Here is a 16,410-nt window from a genome sequence, read left to right on the forward strand (position 1 = left end):
TAACCGGATAGCTTTCGCGGTATGACCAAGAAGATCGCCATCAGCGTTCCCGACGACGTGGCGCAGCGGCTGGCCGAGGAGCCGAACGTCTCGGCGTTCATCACCGAGAGCGTCCGGCAGCGGATGGCCGGGGAACGCACCCGTCGGGCACTGCGGCAGGTCGGCTTCCGGTTGACCGAGGCGGGTCTCAGCGAAGCCGGGCAGCGGCTCGACGAGGCGCAGGCGAAGATCACCCCCGAGCTGCGGGCCAAGGCGGCGGCGCTGCTGGGCGAGGCGTCGCGCGGACGGCTGGCCTCGTGAGCGAGGCCGGCCTGGTGCTCGACACCTCCTGCCTGCTCGCCTATTCCGAAGGGACCGAGGCGGTCGGCGAGCAGATCGCCAAGGTCGCGGACAAGCTCCAGGCCGTGGTCGTCCCCGCCCTCTGCCTGGCCGCCGCGTACCGGCAGGTGACCAGCGACGGCTGGCCGCTCCTGGACATCCTCGGCGACCTCGAACAGGTGGTCGTCACTCCCGTCGAGCACGACATGTGCGCGATCCTCGGTGGCTGGTCGCGAACCCTGGGGAGCATGGACCTGGCGCAGGCGGCGATGGAGGCCGCCCGGGCGACGACGCCGATCATGACGGACCGGCGCGAGGTGCTGGGCGAGGTGCTGCCGAAGGAGTGGCCGATCATCGATCTGTGAGCCGGGCGGCCGACGTGATCACCTTCACGGTTCGGCCAGCGTGGGACGGGTAGGTAACTCCGGCACGGGGCCCCAGACGCCGCAGCTACGCTCAGTACGCTCAATCGCGGTGGACCCGTCAGCACCCGGAGGTGGCCGAACGTGACCGTCCGTAGTTCCTTTGTCGTCGTGGCGAACCGACTACCGGTCGACGAGGTGAACACCCCCGAGGGGCGGCAGTGGCGACGCAGCCCCGGTGGCCTCGTCACCGCCCTGCACCCCGTCCTCGCCGAGCACCAGGGGACCTGGGTCGGCTGGGCCGGCGGCACCGGCCCCGCCCCCGAGCCGTTCGACCTGGAGGGCATCCGGCTGCACCCGGTGCCGCTGAGCGCCGACGAGCTGGAGCGCTACTACGAGGGCCAGTCGAACGCGACGATCTGGCCGCTCTATCACGACGCGGTGGAGACACCGGCGTACAAGCGGCGCTGGCGCGAGGCGTACCGGCTGGTCAACGCGCGGTTCGCGGAGGCCGCGGCGGAGGTCGCGGCCGAGGGCGCGACGGTCTGGGTGCAGGACTACCAGCTCCAGCTCGTCCCGGCGATGCTCCGCGAGCTGCGCCCCGACCTGCGGATCGGGTTCTTCCTGCACATCCCGTTCCCGCCGATCGAGCTGTTCATGCAGATGCCGTTCCGCACCGAGATCCTGCGCGGGCTGCTCGGCGCGGACCTGATCGGCTTCCAGCAGCGGCTCGCGGCGCAGAACTTCGTCCGGCTGGCCCGGCACCTGCTCGGGCTGCGCTACGAGGGGCAGATGATCCAGGTCGACGGCCGCCAGGTGAAGGCGGGCGCGTTCCCCATCTCCATCGACACGAAGGAGATGGAGCGGCTGGCCGAGGACCCGGCGATCCAGTCCCGGGCCAAGCAGATCCGCGAGGAGCTGGGCAACCCCCGGACGATCATCCTGGGCGTCGACCGGCTCGACTACACGAAGGGCATCGAGCTCCGGCTCAAGGCTTTCCGCGAACTTCTTGCTGACGGAAAGTTGACAGTTCCGGACGCGGTTATGGTGCAGGTGGCGACGCCGAGCCGCGAACGGGTGGAGCACTACCAGGCCCTACGGGTCAAGGTCGAGCGCGAGGTTGGCCGGATTAATGGCGAATTCGGCAGGGTCGGCGTGCCGGCGGTGCATTATCTGCATCAGTCGTACAGTCGCAGTGAGTTGGCGGCGATGTACGTGGCCGCCGACGTGATGATGGTGACCCCGCTGCGAGACGGAATGAATCTGGTGGCCAAGGAGTACGTGGCATCGCGCGCCGACCAGGGCGGCGCGCTCGTGCTCAGTGAGTTCGCCGGCGCCGCGACAGAGCTGCGCCAGGCGTTCCTGTGTAACCCGCACGACCCGGACGCGGTCAAGGACGCGTTGCTCAAGGCCGTGCACGTGGAGAAGCCCGAGGCCCGCCGCCGCATGCGGGTCATGCAGCGCCACCTGCGTACCCACGACGTGGGGCACTGGGCGAAGTCGTTCCTCACCGAGCTCGGTGTGCCTGATACGGAGGTTGCGTGAACACGTCCGTCCACGACGGGGCGGCCCCGGCCGCGGGAGTGCTGGATCCGGACCTGCGGGCGGCCATCGGGCGGATAGCCCGGGTCCCGCAGCTCCTGGTCGCCTGTGACTACGATGGCACCCTCGCGCCGATCGTGGAGGACCCGAGCAAGGCCGTGCCACTGCCCGAGTCGGTCGCCGCCGTCCGGGCGCTCGCCGCGCTGCCGCAGACCACCGTCGCCGTGGTCTCCGGCCGGGCGCTGCGCGACCTGGCCGCGCTCTCCCGGCTGCCCAGCGAGGTCCACCTCGTCGGCAGCCACGGCTCCGAGTTCGACATCGGCTTCGTCGAGCGACTCTCCCCCGAGCTGATCGCCGTGCGCACCCGGCTGCGCGACGCGCTGCGCGAGATCGCCAGCGCCCACCCGGGCGTCCGGCTGGAGCGCAAGCCCGCCAGCGTCGCCGTGCACACCCGCGGGGTGGACCCGAAGGTCGCCGCCGCCGCCGTCGACGCGGTCCGCTCCGGCCCCGCCACCTGGGACGGCGTCACCGTCACCCAGGGCAAGGAGGTCATCGAGCTGTCGGTGGTGGCGACCCACAAGGGCACCGCCGTCGACCAGCTCCGCACCCAACTCTCGGCCAGCGCCGTGCTGTTCATCGGCGACGACGTCACCGACGAGAACGCGTTCGGCAACCTGCACGGCCCCGACATGGGCATCAAGATCGGCCTTGGCGAGACGAAGGCCGACTACCGGGTCGGCGAGCCCATCGAGGCCGCCCGCGCGCTGGGCCTGCTGCTGGAGACCCGGCGGCACTGGCTGTTCGGGGAACGCGCCGTCCCGATCGAGCGGCACTCGATGCTCGCCAACGGGCGTACGGTCGCGTTGCTCACCCCCGAGGCCAAGGTCACCTGGCTCTGCCACCCCAAGCCCGACTCGGCGGCGATCTTCGCCGACCTGGTCGGCGGCAGCCCGGCGGGGCACTTCAGCGTCGCCCCCGAGCGCGGCGGCATCCCGCTGGGCCAGCGCTACCGTTCCGGCACGATGACGGTGGAGACCCGCTGGTCGGGCCTCACCGTCACCGACTGGCTGGACAAGCCGGCCCGGGAGACCACCCCCGACGGCCCGGCGGTCGTCACCGGCGACTCCGCCCTGGTGCGGGTGCTCACCGGCTCCGGGAAGGTGCGGGTGGAGTTCGCCCCCCGGCCCGAGTTCGGCCAGGTCGCCACGCAGCTCCAGCCGGTCGGCGACGGGCTGCTGGTGCTCGGCTCCAACGAGCCGATCGCGCTCTACTCCCCCGGAGTGCAGTGGCAGGTCGACAACGACGGCGGGTACGAGACGGCGAAGGCCGTCGTCGACCTGTCCGCCGCCGGTGGTCAGGTGGTGCTGGAGCTGCGCTTCGGCACGCACAGCCTGGAGCACCACCGGCTGACGGTCCACGAGCGGCAGGCCGCCGCCGAGCAGCCGTGGAAGGACTGGGTGGCCTCGCTGCGGCTGCCCGCCACCGCCCGGGACCTGGTCGCCCGCAGCGCGCTGACCCTGCGCGGCCTCTGCCACGAGGCCACCGGCTCGATCCTCGCGGCGGCGACCACGTCGCTGCCCGAGGAGCTGGGCGGCGTGCGCAACTGGGACTACCGCTACTGCTGGCTGCGCGACGCGGCGATGACCGCGCGGGCGCTGGTCGACCTCGGCTCCACCGAGGAGGCCGAGGGGCTGCTGCGCTGGGTGGACGGCTGCATCGAACGCACCGGCGGGCACCCCGAGCGGCTGCACCCGCTCTACACCGTCGACGGGTACGAGCTGGGCGCCGAGGCGGTCATCGACACCCTGCCCGGCTACGCCGGCTCCCGGCCGGTGCGGGTCGGCAACCTCGCCAACCACCAGCTCCAGCTCGACGTGTTCGGCCCGATCGCCGACCTCATCGCCGCCGTCGCCGACGCCCGGGGCTCCGTCCGCGAGGACGAGTGGCGGGTGCTGGAGAACATGGTCGAGGCGGTCCGCCGCCGCTGGCACGAGCCCGACCACGGCATCTGGGAGGCCCGCCTCCCCCCGCGGCACCACATCTTCTCGAAGGTGATGTGCTGGATGACCGTCGACCGGGCGCTGCACGTGGTGCGGCAGCACAGCGGCGAGGACCGGCCCGAGTGGGTGGAGCTGCGCGACCGGATCGGCGCCAACGTGCTGGAGTACGGCTGGCACGCCGACGTGGAGGCCTACAGCGTCGCGTACGGCGACGAGGACATGGACGCCTCCTCGCTGTGGATCGGCCTGTCGGGCCTGCTCCCCGGCGACGACCCGCGCTTCCTGTCCACCGTGCTGCGCATCGAGGCCGACCTGCGCAGCGGCCCGGTCGTCTACCGCTACCACTGGGACGACGGCCTGCCCGGGCGCGAGGGCGGCTTCCACATCTGCACGGCGTGGCTGATCGAGGCATACCTCCGCACCGGCCGCCGCACCGACGCGGAGGAGCTGTTCGCCCAGATGGTCGACACGGCGGGCCCGACGGGGCTGCTCCCCGAGCAGTACGACCCGCTGGCCGAGCGCGGGCTGGGCAACCACCCGCAGGCGTACAGCCACCTCGGCCTGATCCGTTGCGCCCTGCTGCTGGACAACATGCTCAAGCAGTGACCGAGGTGTAAGGAAGGGCCCCCTGTTAACGCATTGCGCATAGCAGGGGGCCCTTCTTAACGCCCGATCTCGTGGGTTCGGCACGGGAAGGGCCCCGCACGGGTGAGGCCGGCACGGGCAGCGCCGGGCGGGTGGCGGGCGGGGTCAGCCGTCGAGCGCGCCCACCACGTCGCCGACCACCACGACCGCCGGGGGCCGCAGGCCCGCCTCGGCCACGTCGGCGGCCACCGCACCGAGCGTCGAGCGCAGGCTGCGCTGGTCGCCGGTCGTGCCCTCCTGCACCACCGCGACCGGCGTGTCCGCGGGCCGCCCGTGCCCGATCAGCGTCCCGGTGATCGCGGCGAGGTTCTTCAGCCCCATCAGGATCACCAGCGTGCCGCGCAGCCCCGCGAGGGCGTCCCAGCGCACCAACGAGGCCGGCGAGTCGGGCGCGACGTGCCCGGAGACCACGGTGAACTCGTGCGCCACCGCGCGGTGGGTGACGGGGACGCCCGCCGCCGCCGGGGCGGCGATCGAGCTGGTCACCCCGGGGACCACGGTCACCGGCACCCCGGCCGCCGCGCAGGCCAGCAGCTCCTCACCGCCCCGACCGAAGACGTACGGGTCGCCGCCCTTGAGCCGCACCACGAACGCCCCGGCCAGGGCCCGGTCGACGAGGATCCGGTTGATCTCCTCCTGGGCCCGCGACGGCCCGTACGGGATCTTGGAGGCGTCCACCAGCTCGACGCCCGTGCGCAGCTCGTCGAGCAGCAGCCCCGGCACGAGGCGGTCGGCGACCACCACGTCGGCCTCGGTGAGCAGCCGCCACCCCTTCACGGTGATCAGCTCCGGGTCGCCCGGCCCGGCCCCGACGAGCGCCACCCGCCCGCGCCCGGCGGCAGCGTTGTTAACAGGGGCCCCCTCCTCTACAGAATCCGTTAACAGGGGGCCCTTCCTTGCACCGAGGAGGTCGCGGACGGCGTCGCGGACCGTCATGGCGCGGCGGGGGTCGCCGCCGCCGAGGACGGCGACCGTCACCGGGCCGTGCCGGGTGACGGCCGGCGTCCACGCGGTCGCGGCGGCCCGGTCGTCGGCCCGGACGCAGAAGATCCGCCGCTCGGCGGCGGCGGCGCTGACCGCCGCGGCGGCCACCGGGTCGTCGACGGCCGCCTGCACCAGCCAGGCCCCGTCCAGGTCGTCGGGGGCGAAGCGGCGCGGCTCCCAGTGCAGCCGGCCGGCGTCGACGTGGGCGCGCAGCGCGGGGGTCAGCTCCGGCGAGACCAGCAGGACGTCCGCGCCGGCGTCGAGCAGCGCCGGCACCCGCCGGGTGGCCACCGCTCCCCCGCCCACCACGACCACCCGCCGGCCCGCCAGGCGCAGACCCAGGGGGTACGGATTGGGTGCGCTCACTTCTCGGCCACCCCCGCCGAGTCGAACGTGGCCACCTCGTGCAGCACCCGGACCGCGCCGGTCACCACGGGCAGGGCCAGGAGCGCGCCGGTGCCCTCGCCGAGGCGCAGCCCGAGGTCGATGAGCGGGTCGAGCCCGAGGTGGCGCAGCCCGGCCGTGGCCCCCGGCTCGGCGGAGCGGTGCCCGGCGACCAGCGCGCCGACCGCGTCCGGGGCGAACGCGACGGCGGCGAGCGCGGCGCTGACCGCGATCACCCCGTCGAGCAGCACCGGCACCCGGCGGGCGGCGGCGCCGAGGATCAGCCCGGCCAGGGCGGCGTGCTCCAGGCCGCCGACGGCGGCGAGGACGCCCAGCGGGTCCGCCGGGTCGGGGGCGTGCCGGGCCAGCGCCGCCCGCACCACCCCGATCTTGCGGGCGTACGTGGGGTCGTCCACGCCGGTGCCCCGGCCGGTCGCCTCGGCGGGGTCGACGCCGGTGAACGCGGCGACCAAGGCGGCGGCCGGGGTGGTGTTGCCGATGCCCATGTCGCCGGTGAGCAGGATGCCCGCCCCGGCGTCGATCAGCTCACGGGCGATGCGGATGCCGGTCTCCACGGCGGCGAGCGCCTCGTCGCGGGTGAGGGCGGCGGTGACGGCGAGGTCGCGGGTGCCGGGGCGCACGTTCGCCGCCACGAGGCGGGGCGTCCTGGTGGCGGCGGGGCGCCCCGCCGGGTCGCCGGGCGGACCGTCCGCCTGGGCGGGGACGGCCGGCGGCAGCGGGGTGGCGACGCCGACGTCGACGACGGTGACCGAGGCGCCGGCCTGCCGGGCGAACGCGTTGACCACCGCGCCGCCGGCCAGGAAGTTGCCGATCATCTGCGCGGTGACCTCCTGCGGCCAGGGGGTCACCCCTTGGGCGTGCACGCCGTGGTCGCCCGCGAAGATCGCCACGGCCGCCGGCTCGGGCAGCGGCGGCGGGCAGGAGCGGGCCAGGCCGGCGAGCCGCACCGAGAGCTCCTCCAGGACGCCGAGCGAGCCGGCCGGCTTGGTGAGCCGACCGTGCAGCTCACCGGCGGCGACCATCGCCGGCTCGTCGAGCGGCCGGATCGCCGCGATGGTGGTGTGCAGCATCATGCCTCCAGGATCTCCGCCAGCACCTGGGCGAAGGCGTCGGTGGTGGCCCGGTCGCGCACGGCCACCCGCAGCCAGTCTGCGCCGAGGCCGGGGAACGTGTCGCCCCGGCGTACCGCCCAGCCGCGCTCGCGCAGGCGCTGCCGCACCCCGGCCGCGCCGGGCAGGTGGACCAGCACGAACGCGCTGGCCGGGTGGCCCGCGACGCGTACGCCGGGCAGGGCCGACAGGCGGGTCACCAGGTGGTCGCGGTCGGCGGCCAGCTCGGCGGCGATGGCGCGCTCGGCCGCGACGGCGGTCGGGGACGCGCAGGCGGTGGCGGCGGCGAGCGCCGGGGTGGAGACCGCCCACAGCGGCTGGGCGGCGGCGAGGCGGGCCAGCAGCGGGGCCTCGCCGAGCAGGTAGCCGATCCGCAGCCCGGCCAGTCCCCAGGTCTTGGTGAGGCTGCGCACGACGACAAGGCCGGGCAGGTCCCGCCGGGCGGCGAGGGACTCGGGCTCGCCGTCGACGCCGGGCGCGGCGGTGGTGTCGGCGAACGCCTCGTCGACGACGAGGACGCGGCCGGGTCGGGCCAGCGCGGCGAGGTCGGCGGCCGGGTGCAGCACGGAGGTGGGGTTGGTGGGGTTGCCGACCATGACGAGGTCGGCGTCGGCGGGCACCCGGGCCGGGTCGAGGCGGAAGCCGTCGGCGGGGTCGAGCAGCACCCGCTCGACGGAGTGCCCGGCTGCCCGCAGCGCGGCCTCCGGCTCGGTGAACTGGGGGTGCACGACGACCGGCCGGCGTGCGCCGGTCAGGGCGCGGGCGAGCAGCACGAAGCCCTCGGCGGCCCCGGCGGTGAGCAGCACCTCCTCCGGGGAGCGGCCGTGCCGGGCCGCGACGGCAGCGCGGGCGGGCCGGGGGTCCGGGTACGCGGCCAGCTCGCCCAGGGCCGCGGTGATCGGGTCGGCCAGCCAGTCCGGCATCGGGGCGCGGCGGACGTTGACGGCGAGGTCGACCAGGCCGTCGCCGACCTCGGCGTCCCCGTGGTGGCCGAGGTCGGGACCGTCGGGGACGGGACCGTCGTGGCCGAGGGCCGGACCGGCCTGACCGGGGGCGATGCCGGCCTGGCCGGGGGCGATGCCGGCCTGACCGGGGGCGATGCCGGCCTGACCGGGGGCGGTCCGGTCGGGGCCCGGTCCGTCGGGGCCGGGGTCGGGAGCGGGGTCGGTCCCGACGGTGGCGTCCGGCTCGTCCCGGGTGGGTGGTGGCGGCACCAGGTGAGCACGCATGTCCGCGATCCTGCCGGGAAGCCGCCGCGCGGGACAGCGCATCCCGGCGTGGGCCGCGTCACCCGCCGCCGGTTTATGAATTGTTCTCACGGACGAATCGGAAATGTCATAACTTGACCCCGTGAGCTACCGACCCCTTGCCTCCGCTGGTCGTCTCGTCCCTCTCCTGCGCGCCGGGCTGATCGCCGGCATCGTCATCGCCGGCGCGCTCTACCCGCTGGCCGCCGTCACCGGCCTCGGCGCCAAGGCCACCGCGCACGCCGGTGAGCAGAAGGCCGACATCCTGCGCACCGCGCTGCCCGCCGAGACCTCGTACGTGTACGCGCCCGACGGACGCACCGTGCTGACGATGTTCTACGAGGAGTACCGCCGCTACACGAAGCTGTCCGACATGTCCCCGAACATTCAGCAGGCCATCGTGGCCGCCGAGGACAGCCGCTTCTACCAGCACCGGGGCGTCGACCCGAAGGGCGCCGCCCGCGCCTTCGTCGCCAACTCCCAATCCGGCGGGGTCTCCCAGGGCGCGTCGACCCTGACCATGCAGTTCGTCCGGATGACCCTCCGGGACAGCGCCAAGACCCCGAAGGAGGTCCAGGAAGCCACCCAGCAGACCAGCCTGCGCAAGGTCAAGGAGATGCGGATGGCGCTGGACGTCGAGAAGGAGCTGACCAAGGAGCAGATCCTGGAGCGCTACCTCAACTCGGCGTACTTCGGCCACCGGGCGTACGGCATCTACGCCGCCGCGCAGATCTTCTTCTCCAAGACGCCGGCCACCCTCAGCCCGGTCGAGGCGGCCACCCTCGCCGGCCTCGTCAAGTCGCCCTCCGAGTACGACCCGGCCAGCTCCGACCAGAAGGACGCCACCGGCCGGCGCAACTACGTGCTGGACCGGATGGCGCAGCTCGGCTACCTCAGCCCGGACGCCGCCACCGCGGCGAAGGCCGAGCCGATCCGGCTCAAGCTGACCGACCCGCCGAACGACTGCGCGTCGCTGCCGGCGACGTACCAGACCTGGGGCTTCGCCTGCGACTACCTGAAGAACTGGTGGAGCGCCCAGCCCGCGTTCGGGGAGAACCGGCTGGAACGGATGGACAAGCTGCGCCGCGGCGGCTACCGCATCGTGCTCAGCATCGACCCGAAGATCCAGGCGGCGGCCGAGAAGAACGTCGGGGCCAAGGAGAACACCGGCAGCCCGTTCGCCAACGGCATCGTCGTCGCCGAACCGGGCACCGGGCGGATCAAGGCGATGGCGGTGAACCGCAACTACTCGCTGGACGTCAGCGAGAACGGGCCCAGCTCCAACCCGGAGGCGTCGCCGAAGGTGAAGGCCAACTACCCGAACACCGTGGCGCCCCTGCTCGGCGGCGGCGACCTCCCCGGCTACCAGGCCGGATCGACGTTCAAGATGTTCCCGATGCTGGCCGCGCTCAACGCCGGGATGCCACTGTCCACCGCGTACGACTCGCCGTACCGGTATCAGTCCGCCGTGTACGACGGGTGGGCCCCGTCCAACGCCAGTGCCGCGATGACCGGCCGGCAGACCATGTGGTCCGGGTTCGGCAAGTCGGTGAACACCTACTTCGTCCAACTGGAGGAGAAGGTCGGGGCGGACGCCGCCGTACGGCTCGCCGAGCAGCTCGGGCTGCGCTGGCGCACCGACGTCGACCGCGATCAGGCGTCGCCGACCAAGGCCAAGAAGTGGGGCGCGTTCACCCTGGGCGTCTCCGACGCCACCCCGCTGGAGATGGCGAACGCCTACGCCGCGATCGCCGCCGACGGGCGGTACTGCGAGGCGATGCCCGTCCAGTCCATCAGCAAGCGGGACGGCACCCCGGCCACGTACACGACGGCCGGCGGGATCGAGCGGGAGGTCGCCAAGCCGCGCTGCCGGCAGGTGGTCAGCGCCGACGCGGCCCGCGCCGCCACCGACGCGGCCCGCTGCCCGACCGGCGACACCCCGGCGAAGGGCAGCTGCGGCGGCTGGTCGACCGCCGACAGCGTGCGCGGCACGGTGGGGCGCCCGGTGGCCGGCAAGACGGGTACGACCGACAGCACCCGGTCGGCCTGGTTCGTCGGCTACACACCGGAGCTGGCGGCGGCGAGCTTCATCGCGGACCCGGACAACCCGTTCAACGCGGTCGGCGACGGGCAGTCCCAGATCCCGATCGCGGCGGTGGCGAACACCCTGCGCGACGGGCTGAAGGGTCAGCCCACCCGCCAGTTCACCCCGCCCTCCGACGCCATCGTCGGCTGACCGGCGACGGTCAGGCGGGAGCCACGAGCGTCGCGGCGGCCCGGGCCGCCGCGACGACCCGCGCACCGACCCCGGGCTGCCCGGCCCAGTGCACCATCAGCTGGGAGGCGTGCACGCCCCGCCAGACGAACCCCTCGGGCGCGCCGCCGTCCCAGCTCCACGCCGGGGCCTGCCCGGCCCGGGGGGTGAGCACCGCCCGGTGCTCCTTGTAGCCGACGACCGTCGCACCGGCCGGGGCCAGCACGCTGTCGGTGCGGGCGGTCGCCGACCGGTAGCCGACCACCACGCCGTCGCGGCTGGCGCCCACCGCGTCGAGCACGCCGCACATCGGCAGCCCGTCCAGCTCCCGGGCCAGCCAGAGCAGGCCGGTGCCCTCGGCGAGCACCGGCCGCCCGGTGCGGGCCAGCTCCGCCACGGCGATGCAGAGCCGACGGTTGGCGGAGAGCTGCTCCGCGTACGACTCGGGGAGGCCGCCGCCGACGACCAGCGCGGCCGCCCCGGCGGGCAGCGCCTCGTCGCGCAGCGGGTCGAAGCGGACCACCTCGGCGCCGGCCGCCCGCAGCAGCTCGGCCGTCTCGACGGGGCCGTAGTCGCCGCCCGACCCGCCGGCCACCGCGATCACCGGGGACGCGCCGGCCGGCACGGGCCCCGACGGGTCCGCCGGCTCGGCCGGCTCCGGCGACCAGGGCTCGCCCGGCACCGGCGGGGCCGACCTGGCCAGCGTCAGCAGCCGGTCCAGGTCGAGCGTGGCGGCCACCGCCTCGCCGAGCCGGCGGACCGCCCGCAGCGCGTCGGCGTCGCGGCCGACCACCGGGGCCAGGCCGTGCCGCCGGGCCGGCAGCACCGGGGGCAGCTCGTGGCGGCGCACCGCGCCGTAGACCGGCACGCCGACGTCGTCGAGCGCCTCGCGCAGCATCGCCTCGTGCCGAGGCGAGGCCACCCGGTTGAGGATCACCCCGCCCAGCCAGAGCTGCTCGTCGTACGCCCGGAAGCCGTGCACCAGGGCGGCCACCGACTGCCCCATCGACGCCACGTCGACCACCAGCACCACCGGGCTGCGCAGCGCGATCGCCACGGCGGCGGTGGACTCCGTCTCCGGCTGGCCGGCGACCGAGTCGTACAGCCCCATGGTGCCCTGCACCACGGCGAGCCCGGCACCGGCGGCACCGTGGCCGAACAGCGCCGGGACGCGCTCGGGCCCGACCAGCCGGGCGTCGAGGGTGCGCCCCGGACGGCCGGCGGCGAGCCCCAGATAGCCGGCGTCGACCTGGTCCGGCCCGACCTTGAACCCGGCGACGTCGAGGCCCCGCTCGGCGAAGGCGGCGAGCAGCCCGAGCGCCACCGCGCTCGTGCCGTGACCCGAGGACGGCGCGCTGAGCACGAGGCGCGGCACGACGGTCATCAGCGACTCCTCCGGCGGGGGTGGTACGCGGCGGAGGTCGGCCCCCCGATCCGCCCGCGTGACGATACCCGCCCGGACGGACGCCCGGCGGCCGCCGAACGGCTCGCGTCGCGGGGGAAGGGTTGCGTCGCGCGGTCGCGCCGGAGGGGCGCGCCGCGCCGCCCGCCACCGGGTCGGGGCCGGTCGCCTGGTGACGGCGGTCCTGCGGGTAGCCTCGACGCGTGTACCGGTTCCTCCTGACGCCACGCTGGCTGGGCATCCTCGCGCTGACCCTGGTCGCCGCGGCCGTGATGGTGCTGCTCGGCAACTGGCAGCTGGACCGCTACCGGGGCCGCACCGCGATCAACGAGCGGATCGACGCCGGCAGCCGGATGACGCCGGTGCAGCTGCGCGACGCCGTGCCGGCCCCCACCGGGGGCGGCGGCACCGCCGGCCCGGCCCCCGCCGACGAGGCCACCTGGTCGCGGGTCACCGTGACCGGCCGGTACGACACGACGAACATCGTCCTGGTCCGGGGCCGGACGGTCGACAACCGGGTCGGCTTCGAGATCGTCACCCCGCTGGTCCTCGCCGACGGCACGGCCGTGCTCGTGGACCAGGGCTGGGTGCCGCCCGCCCCGGGCGGGGCCCTGGCGCAGCCGCAGCTGCCGCCGGTGCCGCCGGGCGAGGTGACCGTGGTGGGCCGGGTGCACCCGACCGAGAGCGGCGCGGGGGCCGTCGACCGACGCGACGGCCGGCTGGAGACCCGGCGGATCGCCGTCCCCCGGCTGGCCCGGGAGCTGCCCTACCCGGTCTACGGCGCGTACGTCCTGCTCGACGAGCAGACGCCGGCCGCCGACCCGGTCTTCCAGGCGGTGCCGATCGGGCACACCAACAACTGGCAGAACTTCGGTTACGTGGTGCAGTGGTGGATCTTCGCCGTGATGACGCTCTTCGGCTACGGCTGGGTGGCACGGCGGGAGGCCCGCCGGGAGGCCGGGCTGGACGGGCCGGCGAAGCCACTCGACCGGGCCGCCGAGCCCTCCCCGAGCACCCCCGCCTGACCGCCGCCGGGCCCACCCCGAGCGCCCCGCCTGACCGTCGCCGAGCATTTCTCCGGCCGGGCTCGCTGCGGAAACCGGACACTCGGCGGGTCGCCGGGGCGCGACGGGAAGTTGTAGTGTCCGCCGGGTGATCGACTACCGTGGGGGGTCGCGGTGACCCCTGATCCCACGCCGCCACCACACCCGCCGGAGCCGCCCGCCTCGGGCCCGCCCTTCCCGGAGCTGCCCTCGCCGGGGCCGGCTTCCCCGGGCCTGCCTTCCCCCGAGCCGGTGACCGCGACGCATCCGTCGACCGACCCGTGGGCGGTCACGCCGCGCTCGACGACGTACTCGACCCCACCGGCGGGCTTCCCGGCCACCGCCGACCCGTTCGCCCCGCCGCCGGCCACGGCTCCGTTCCCGGTGCCGCCGGCCGCCGCGCCGTACTCGGCGCCGCCCGGCCCGTACTCCGCACCGCCGGGCACGGGCGCGTTCTCCGCCCCGCCCGCCACCGGCCCGTACTCCGCGCCGCCTGGCCCCGGACCGTACTCGGCGCCGCCGGCCGGGCCCTACCCGCCGGCGCTGGCGGGCCCGCTCGGGGCCCCGCAGTACGGGGCGTCCTCCGTGGTGGCGGTGCAGATCGGCGAGATCATGGTCACCCCGCCGGAGATCCGCACCCCGGCCGGCGTGCTGCCCCTGGCCGGGACGCAGTGGCACGTCGCCGACTACTGGCAGACGGAGCAGAAGGTCGCCACCTGGGCGATCGTCTGCGCCGTGCTCGGCTTCTTCTGCCTCACCATCTTCAGCCTGCTCTTCCTGCTGATCAAGGAGACCCGGCACTACGGCACGGTGCAGGTGACGGTCAGCAACGGCCCCCACCAGTACGTGGCCCGCATCCCCGTCACCGACCAGGGGCAGGTCATGCACATCAACAACCAGGTCAACTACGCCCGGTCGCTGTCAGCCTGACCGGTCGTGTCGGGCAGGTGGTGGTATCCGCAGCTCGGGATGCCGCCACCCGCCCGACATCACGACGGCAGGTGGCCGACGTGCAGCGCCCGGACCGCGTCGATGGTGTCCGCCTCGGCGGCGGTCTTGTCGCTGCGGTAGCGGACCACGCGGGCGAAGCGCAGCGCCATCCCGCCCGGGTAGCGGGAGCTGGTCTGCACCCCGTCGAACGCGATCTCGACCACCTGCTCGGGGCGGACCCGCACCACCCAGTCGCCGCGCTCCACGGCAAGGGCGAGGAACCGCTCGGTCTGCCAGCGCAGCACCTCGTCGGTGAGCCCCTTGAACGTCTTGCCGAGCATGACGAACTCGCCGGTGGCCGGGTCCCGCGCGCCGAGGTGCAGGTTGGACAGCCAGCCGCTGCGCCGGCCGCTGCCCCACTCCACGGCGATCACCACCAGGTCGAGGGTGTGCCGCGGCTTCACCTTGACCCAGGCCGCGCCGCGCCGCCCGGCGTCGTAGGGCGCGTCGGGGTTCTTGACCACCACGCCCTCCTGCCCGGCGTCGAGCGCCGCGGCGAAGGCCGCCCCGGCCGCCTCGGTGTCGTCGACCGTCATCCGGCCGACCAGCAGCGTCGGGTCGACCGCGCCGGCCAGCGCCGCCCACCGCTCGCGGCCGGGCCGGTCGATCAGGTCGTCGCCGTCGAGGTGCAGCAGGTCGAAGAAGTACGGTGTCAGCACCGCCTCGCCCGTGCTCTCGGCGGCGGCGCGCACGGCCGGGGCGACCGGGGCGAGGCCGTCGGCGACGGGTGCCGACACGGGCGTGTCGTCGGACGAGCCGGCCCCGGCGGCCGGTGCGGAGCGGCGGGCGGCCCGGCTGGAGGTCTGCTGGAACGGCAGCGGCCGGCCGGTGTCGTCCAGCCCGATGGCCTCGCCGTCGAGCACCAGCTCCCGGGCGGGCAGCGCCCGCACGGCGGCGACCACCTCGGGCACCCGGTCGGTGATCTCGTCCAGGCTGCGGGTGAAGACCGCGATGTCGGGGCCGGAGCGGTGCACCTGGATGCGGATGCCGTCGAGCTTCACGTCGACCACGGCGGGGACGCCGGTCGCGGCCAGCGCGTCGTCGACCGTGGGGGCGCTGGACGCCAGCATGGGGGCGAGCGGCCGGCCGACCCGGAGCCGGAACTCGGCCAGCGCCGCCGCGCCGCCGCCCAGGGCGGCCACCGCCACGGCCCGCAGGTCACCGGCGAGCAGCAGCGCCCGGCGTACGGCGGCCAGCGGCACGTCGGCGGCGCGGGCGACCGCGTCGGCGAGCAGCCCGGCCTGGGCGCCCTGGCGCAGCTCGCCGCTGAACAGGCCGCGCAGCATCCGCTGCTCGTCGGCGGTGGCGGCGGCGAAGAGCCCGTGCAGGAGTTGCCGGCGGCGGGCCTGGGAGCCGGGGCCGGCCACCGACGCGATGTCGTCGATCGCGGCGTCGACCGCGCGGACGGTCAGGGTCGGCTCGGCGGCCGGCGGCGGCAGGTCGCGCAGCCCGGCCCAGCCGACGCCGGTCTGCCGCTGCCGCAGCTCACCGGCGAGCCAGCCGGCGCCCGCCGGGACCTCGGCGGGGTCGAGCGCCCGCAGCGCCGCCGCGAGCAGGTCCACCTTGGCCCGCCGGCCGGTGGTCGCGCCCACGGCGGCGGAGGTGGCCGCCAGGTCGAGGAACCGCACGCACCTCATCCTGCCAGCCACCCCCGACACCGCTGGGGATACGCGGAACGCCACCGGAAGTTGCCGCTTCCGGAGCCGCCGCGTCACCCCGGCCCGGCACCCGTGCCGGATGCCCGGACCGCCCGGTCCCCGCCGCCCCCCAGCGTGCGGGGACCGGTGTCTCGGTGGAGCCCGGCCCGCGCCGACCGCGCCCGGCCGGTCGCGCCACGACCGCACGGCCGGCTGGCCGCGACCGCGACCGGACAGCTGGCCACGGCCGCAGGCCGCACGGTCAGGCCGCGACGGGCTCCTCGATGCGCAGGCCGCGGGCGCGCACCTCGTCGGCGACGCGGGAGAGCAGCGCGTCGAGCGTCACCAGGGCGGTGGAAAGGTCACCGAGCTGTTCCTTGAGCGTGTCCTCGGACCACGCGGAGACGTCCACGTCCCCCAGAGCGCTGACGGCGGCCCCGAGCCGCGCCATCACCTCGTTCGTACTCATGTT

General features: G+C 75.2%; 13 protein-coding genes. 7 read left to right on the plus strand and 6 right to left on the minus strand.

Going from position 1 to position 16,410, the window contains the following annotated elements; genetic code table 11:
- Nucleotides 1–21 precede the first annotated feature (21 nt).
- From GA0070558_RS16790 to otsB, 4 genes are all read left to right on the plus strand, one after another.
- A complete protein-coding gene (locus tag GA0070558_RS16790) occupies nucleotides 22–300 on the plus strand; it encodes a hypothetical protein (RefSeq protein ID WP_091280925.1) in 279 nt (92 codons plus the stop codon).
- Complete coding sequence (locus tag GA0070558_RS16795; protein ID WP_091280927.1) at nucleotides 297–683, plus strand: hypothetical protein; 387 nt, start codon at nucleotides 297–299, stop codon at nucleotides 681–683. The genes GA0070558_RS16790 and GA0070558_RS16795 overlap by 4 nt, the downstream gene beginning before the upstream one ends.
- A gap of 141 nt (nucleotides 684–824) precedes the next feature.
- Nucleotides 825–2,225 (plus strand): alpha,alpha-trehalose-phosphate synthase (UDP-forming), encoded by a 1,401-nt coding sequence (locus tag GA0070558_RS16800; RefSeq protein WP_077938661.1) that lies wholly within the window; start codon nucleotides 825–827, stop codon nucleotides 2,223–2,225.
- A complete protein-coding gene (gene otsB, locus GA0070558_RS16805; protein ID WP_091280930.1) occupies nucleotides 2,222–4,828 on the plus strand; it encodes a trehalose-phosphatase in 2,607 nt (868 codons plus the stop codon). The genes GA0070558_RS16800 and otsB overlap by 4 nt, the downstream gene beginning before the upstream one ends.
- A 144-nt stretch (nucleotides 4,829–4,972) precedes the next feature.
- Here otsB and cobA read toward each other — a convergent pair whose 3' ends face one another.
- Genes cobA through cobC form a run of 3 tightly spaced genes read right to left on the minus strand, consistent with a single transcriptional unit; the run spans nucleotide 4,973 to nucleotide 8,594 of the window.
- Complete coding sequence (cobA, locus tag GA0070558_RS16810) at nucleotides 4,973–6,217, minus strand: uroporphyrinogen-III C-methyltransferase (protein ID WP_077938659.1); 1,245 nt, start codon at nucleotides 6,215–6,217, stop codon at nucleotides 4,973–4,975.
- A complete protein-coding gene (cobT, locus tag GA0070558_RS16815) occupies nucleotides 6,214–7,326 on the minus strand; it encodes a nicotinate-nucleotide--dimethylbenzimidazole phosphoribosyltransferase (protein WP_091280932.1) in 1,113 nt (370 codons plus the stop codon). Before cobT ends, cobA begins: the two co-directional genes overlap by 4 nt.
- Entirely contained in the window at nucleotides 7,326–8,594 is a 1,269-nt protein-coding gene (cobC, locus tag GA0070558_RS16820) for an Rv2231c family histidinol phosphate aminotransferase CobC (protein WP_256091982.1), read from the minus strand. The genes cobT and cobC overlap by 1 nt, the downstream gene beginning before the upstream one ends.
- Before the next feature lie 121 nt (nucleotides 8,595–8,715).
- On the opposite strand from cobC, the gene GA0070558_RS16825 reads away from it, so the two are divergent.
- Entirely contained in the window at nucleotides 8,716–10,848 is a 2,133-nt protein-coding gene (locus GA0070558_RS16825; protein WP_091280935.1) for a transglycosylase domain-containing protein, read from the plus strand.
- Between the two features lie 10 nt (nucleotides 10,849–10,858).
- On the opposite strand, the gene GA0070558_RS16830 is transcribed toward GA0070558_RS16825, so the two are convergent.
- Entirely contained in the window at nucleotides 10,859–12,250 is a 1,392-nt protein-coding gene (locus tag GA0070558_RS16830; protein ID WP_091280938.1) for a cobyrinic acid a,c-diamide synthase CobB, read from the minus strand.
- A gap of 221 nt (nucleotides 12,251–12,471) precedes the next feature.
- On the opposite strand from GA0070558_RS16830, the gene GA0070558_RS16835 reads away from it, so the two are divergent.
- Nucleotides 12,472–13,293, plus strand: a complete 822-nt coding sequence (locus tag GA0070558_RS16835) for an SURF1 family cytochrome oxidase biogenesis protein (protein WP_091280941.1) — start codon at nucleotides 12,472–12,474, stop codon at nucleotides 13,291–13,293.
- Between the two features lie 270 nt (nucleotides 13,294–13,563).
- Nucleotides 13,564–14,241 (plus strand): hypothetical protein, encoded by a 678-nt coding sequence (locus GA0070558_RS16840; RefSeq protein WP_256091983.1) that lies wholly within the window; start codon nucleotides 13,564–13,566, stop codon nucleotides 14,239–14,241.
- A 59-nt stretch (nucleotides 14,242–14,300) separates the two neighbouring features.
- On the opposite strand, the gene GA0070558_RS16845 is transcribed toward GA0070558_RS16840, so the two are convergent.
- Nucleotides 14,301–15,938, minus strand: coding sequence for an ATP-dependent DNA ligase (locus GA0070558_RS16845; RefSeq protein ID WP_176734241.1), 1,638 nt, complete (start codon nucleotides 15,936–15,938; stop codon nucleotides 14,301–14,303).
- A 262-nt stretch (nucleotides 15,939–16,200) separates the two neighbouring features.
- On the minus strand, nucleotides 16,201–16,407 hold the full coding sequence (locus GA0070558_RS16850) for a hypothetical protein (protein ID WP_043966249.1): 207 nt from the start codon (nucleotides 16,405–16,407) through the stop codon (nucleotides 16,201–16,203).
- Nucleotides 16,408–16,410 lie beyond the last annotated feature (3 nt).

The sequence above is a fragment of the Micromonospora haikouensis genome, from assembly GCF_900091595.1.
GTDB lineage: Bacteria > Actinomycetota > Actinomycetes > Mycobacteriales > Micromonosporaceae > Micromonospora > Micromonospora haikouensis.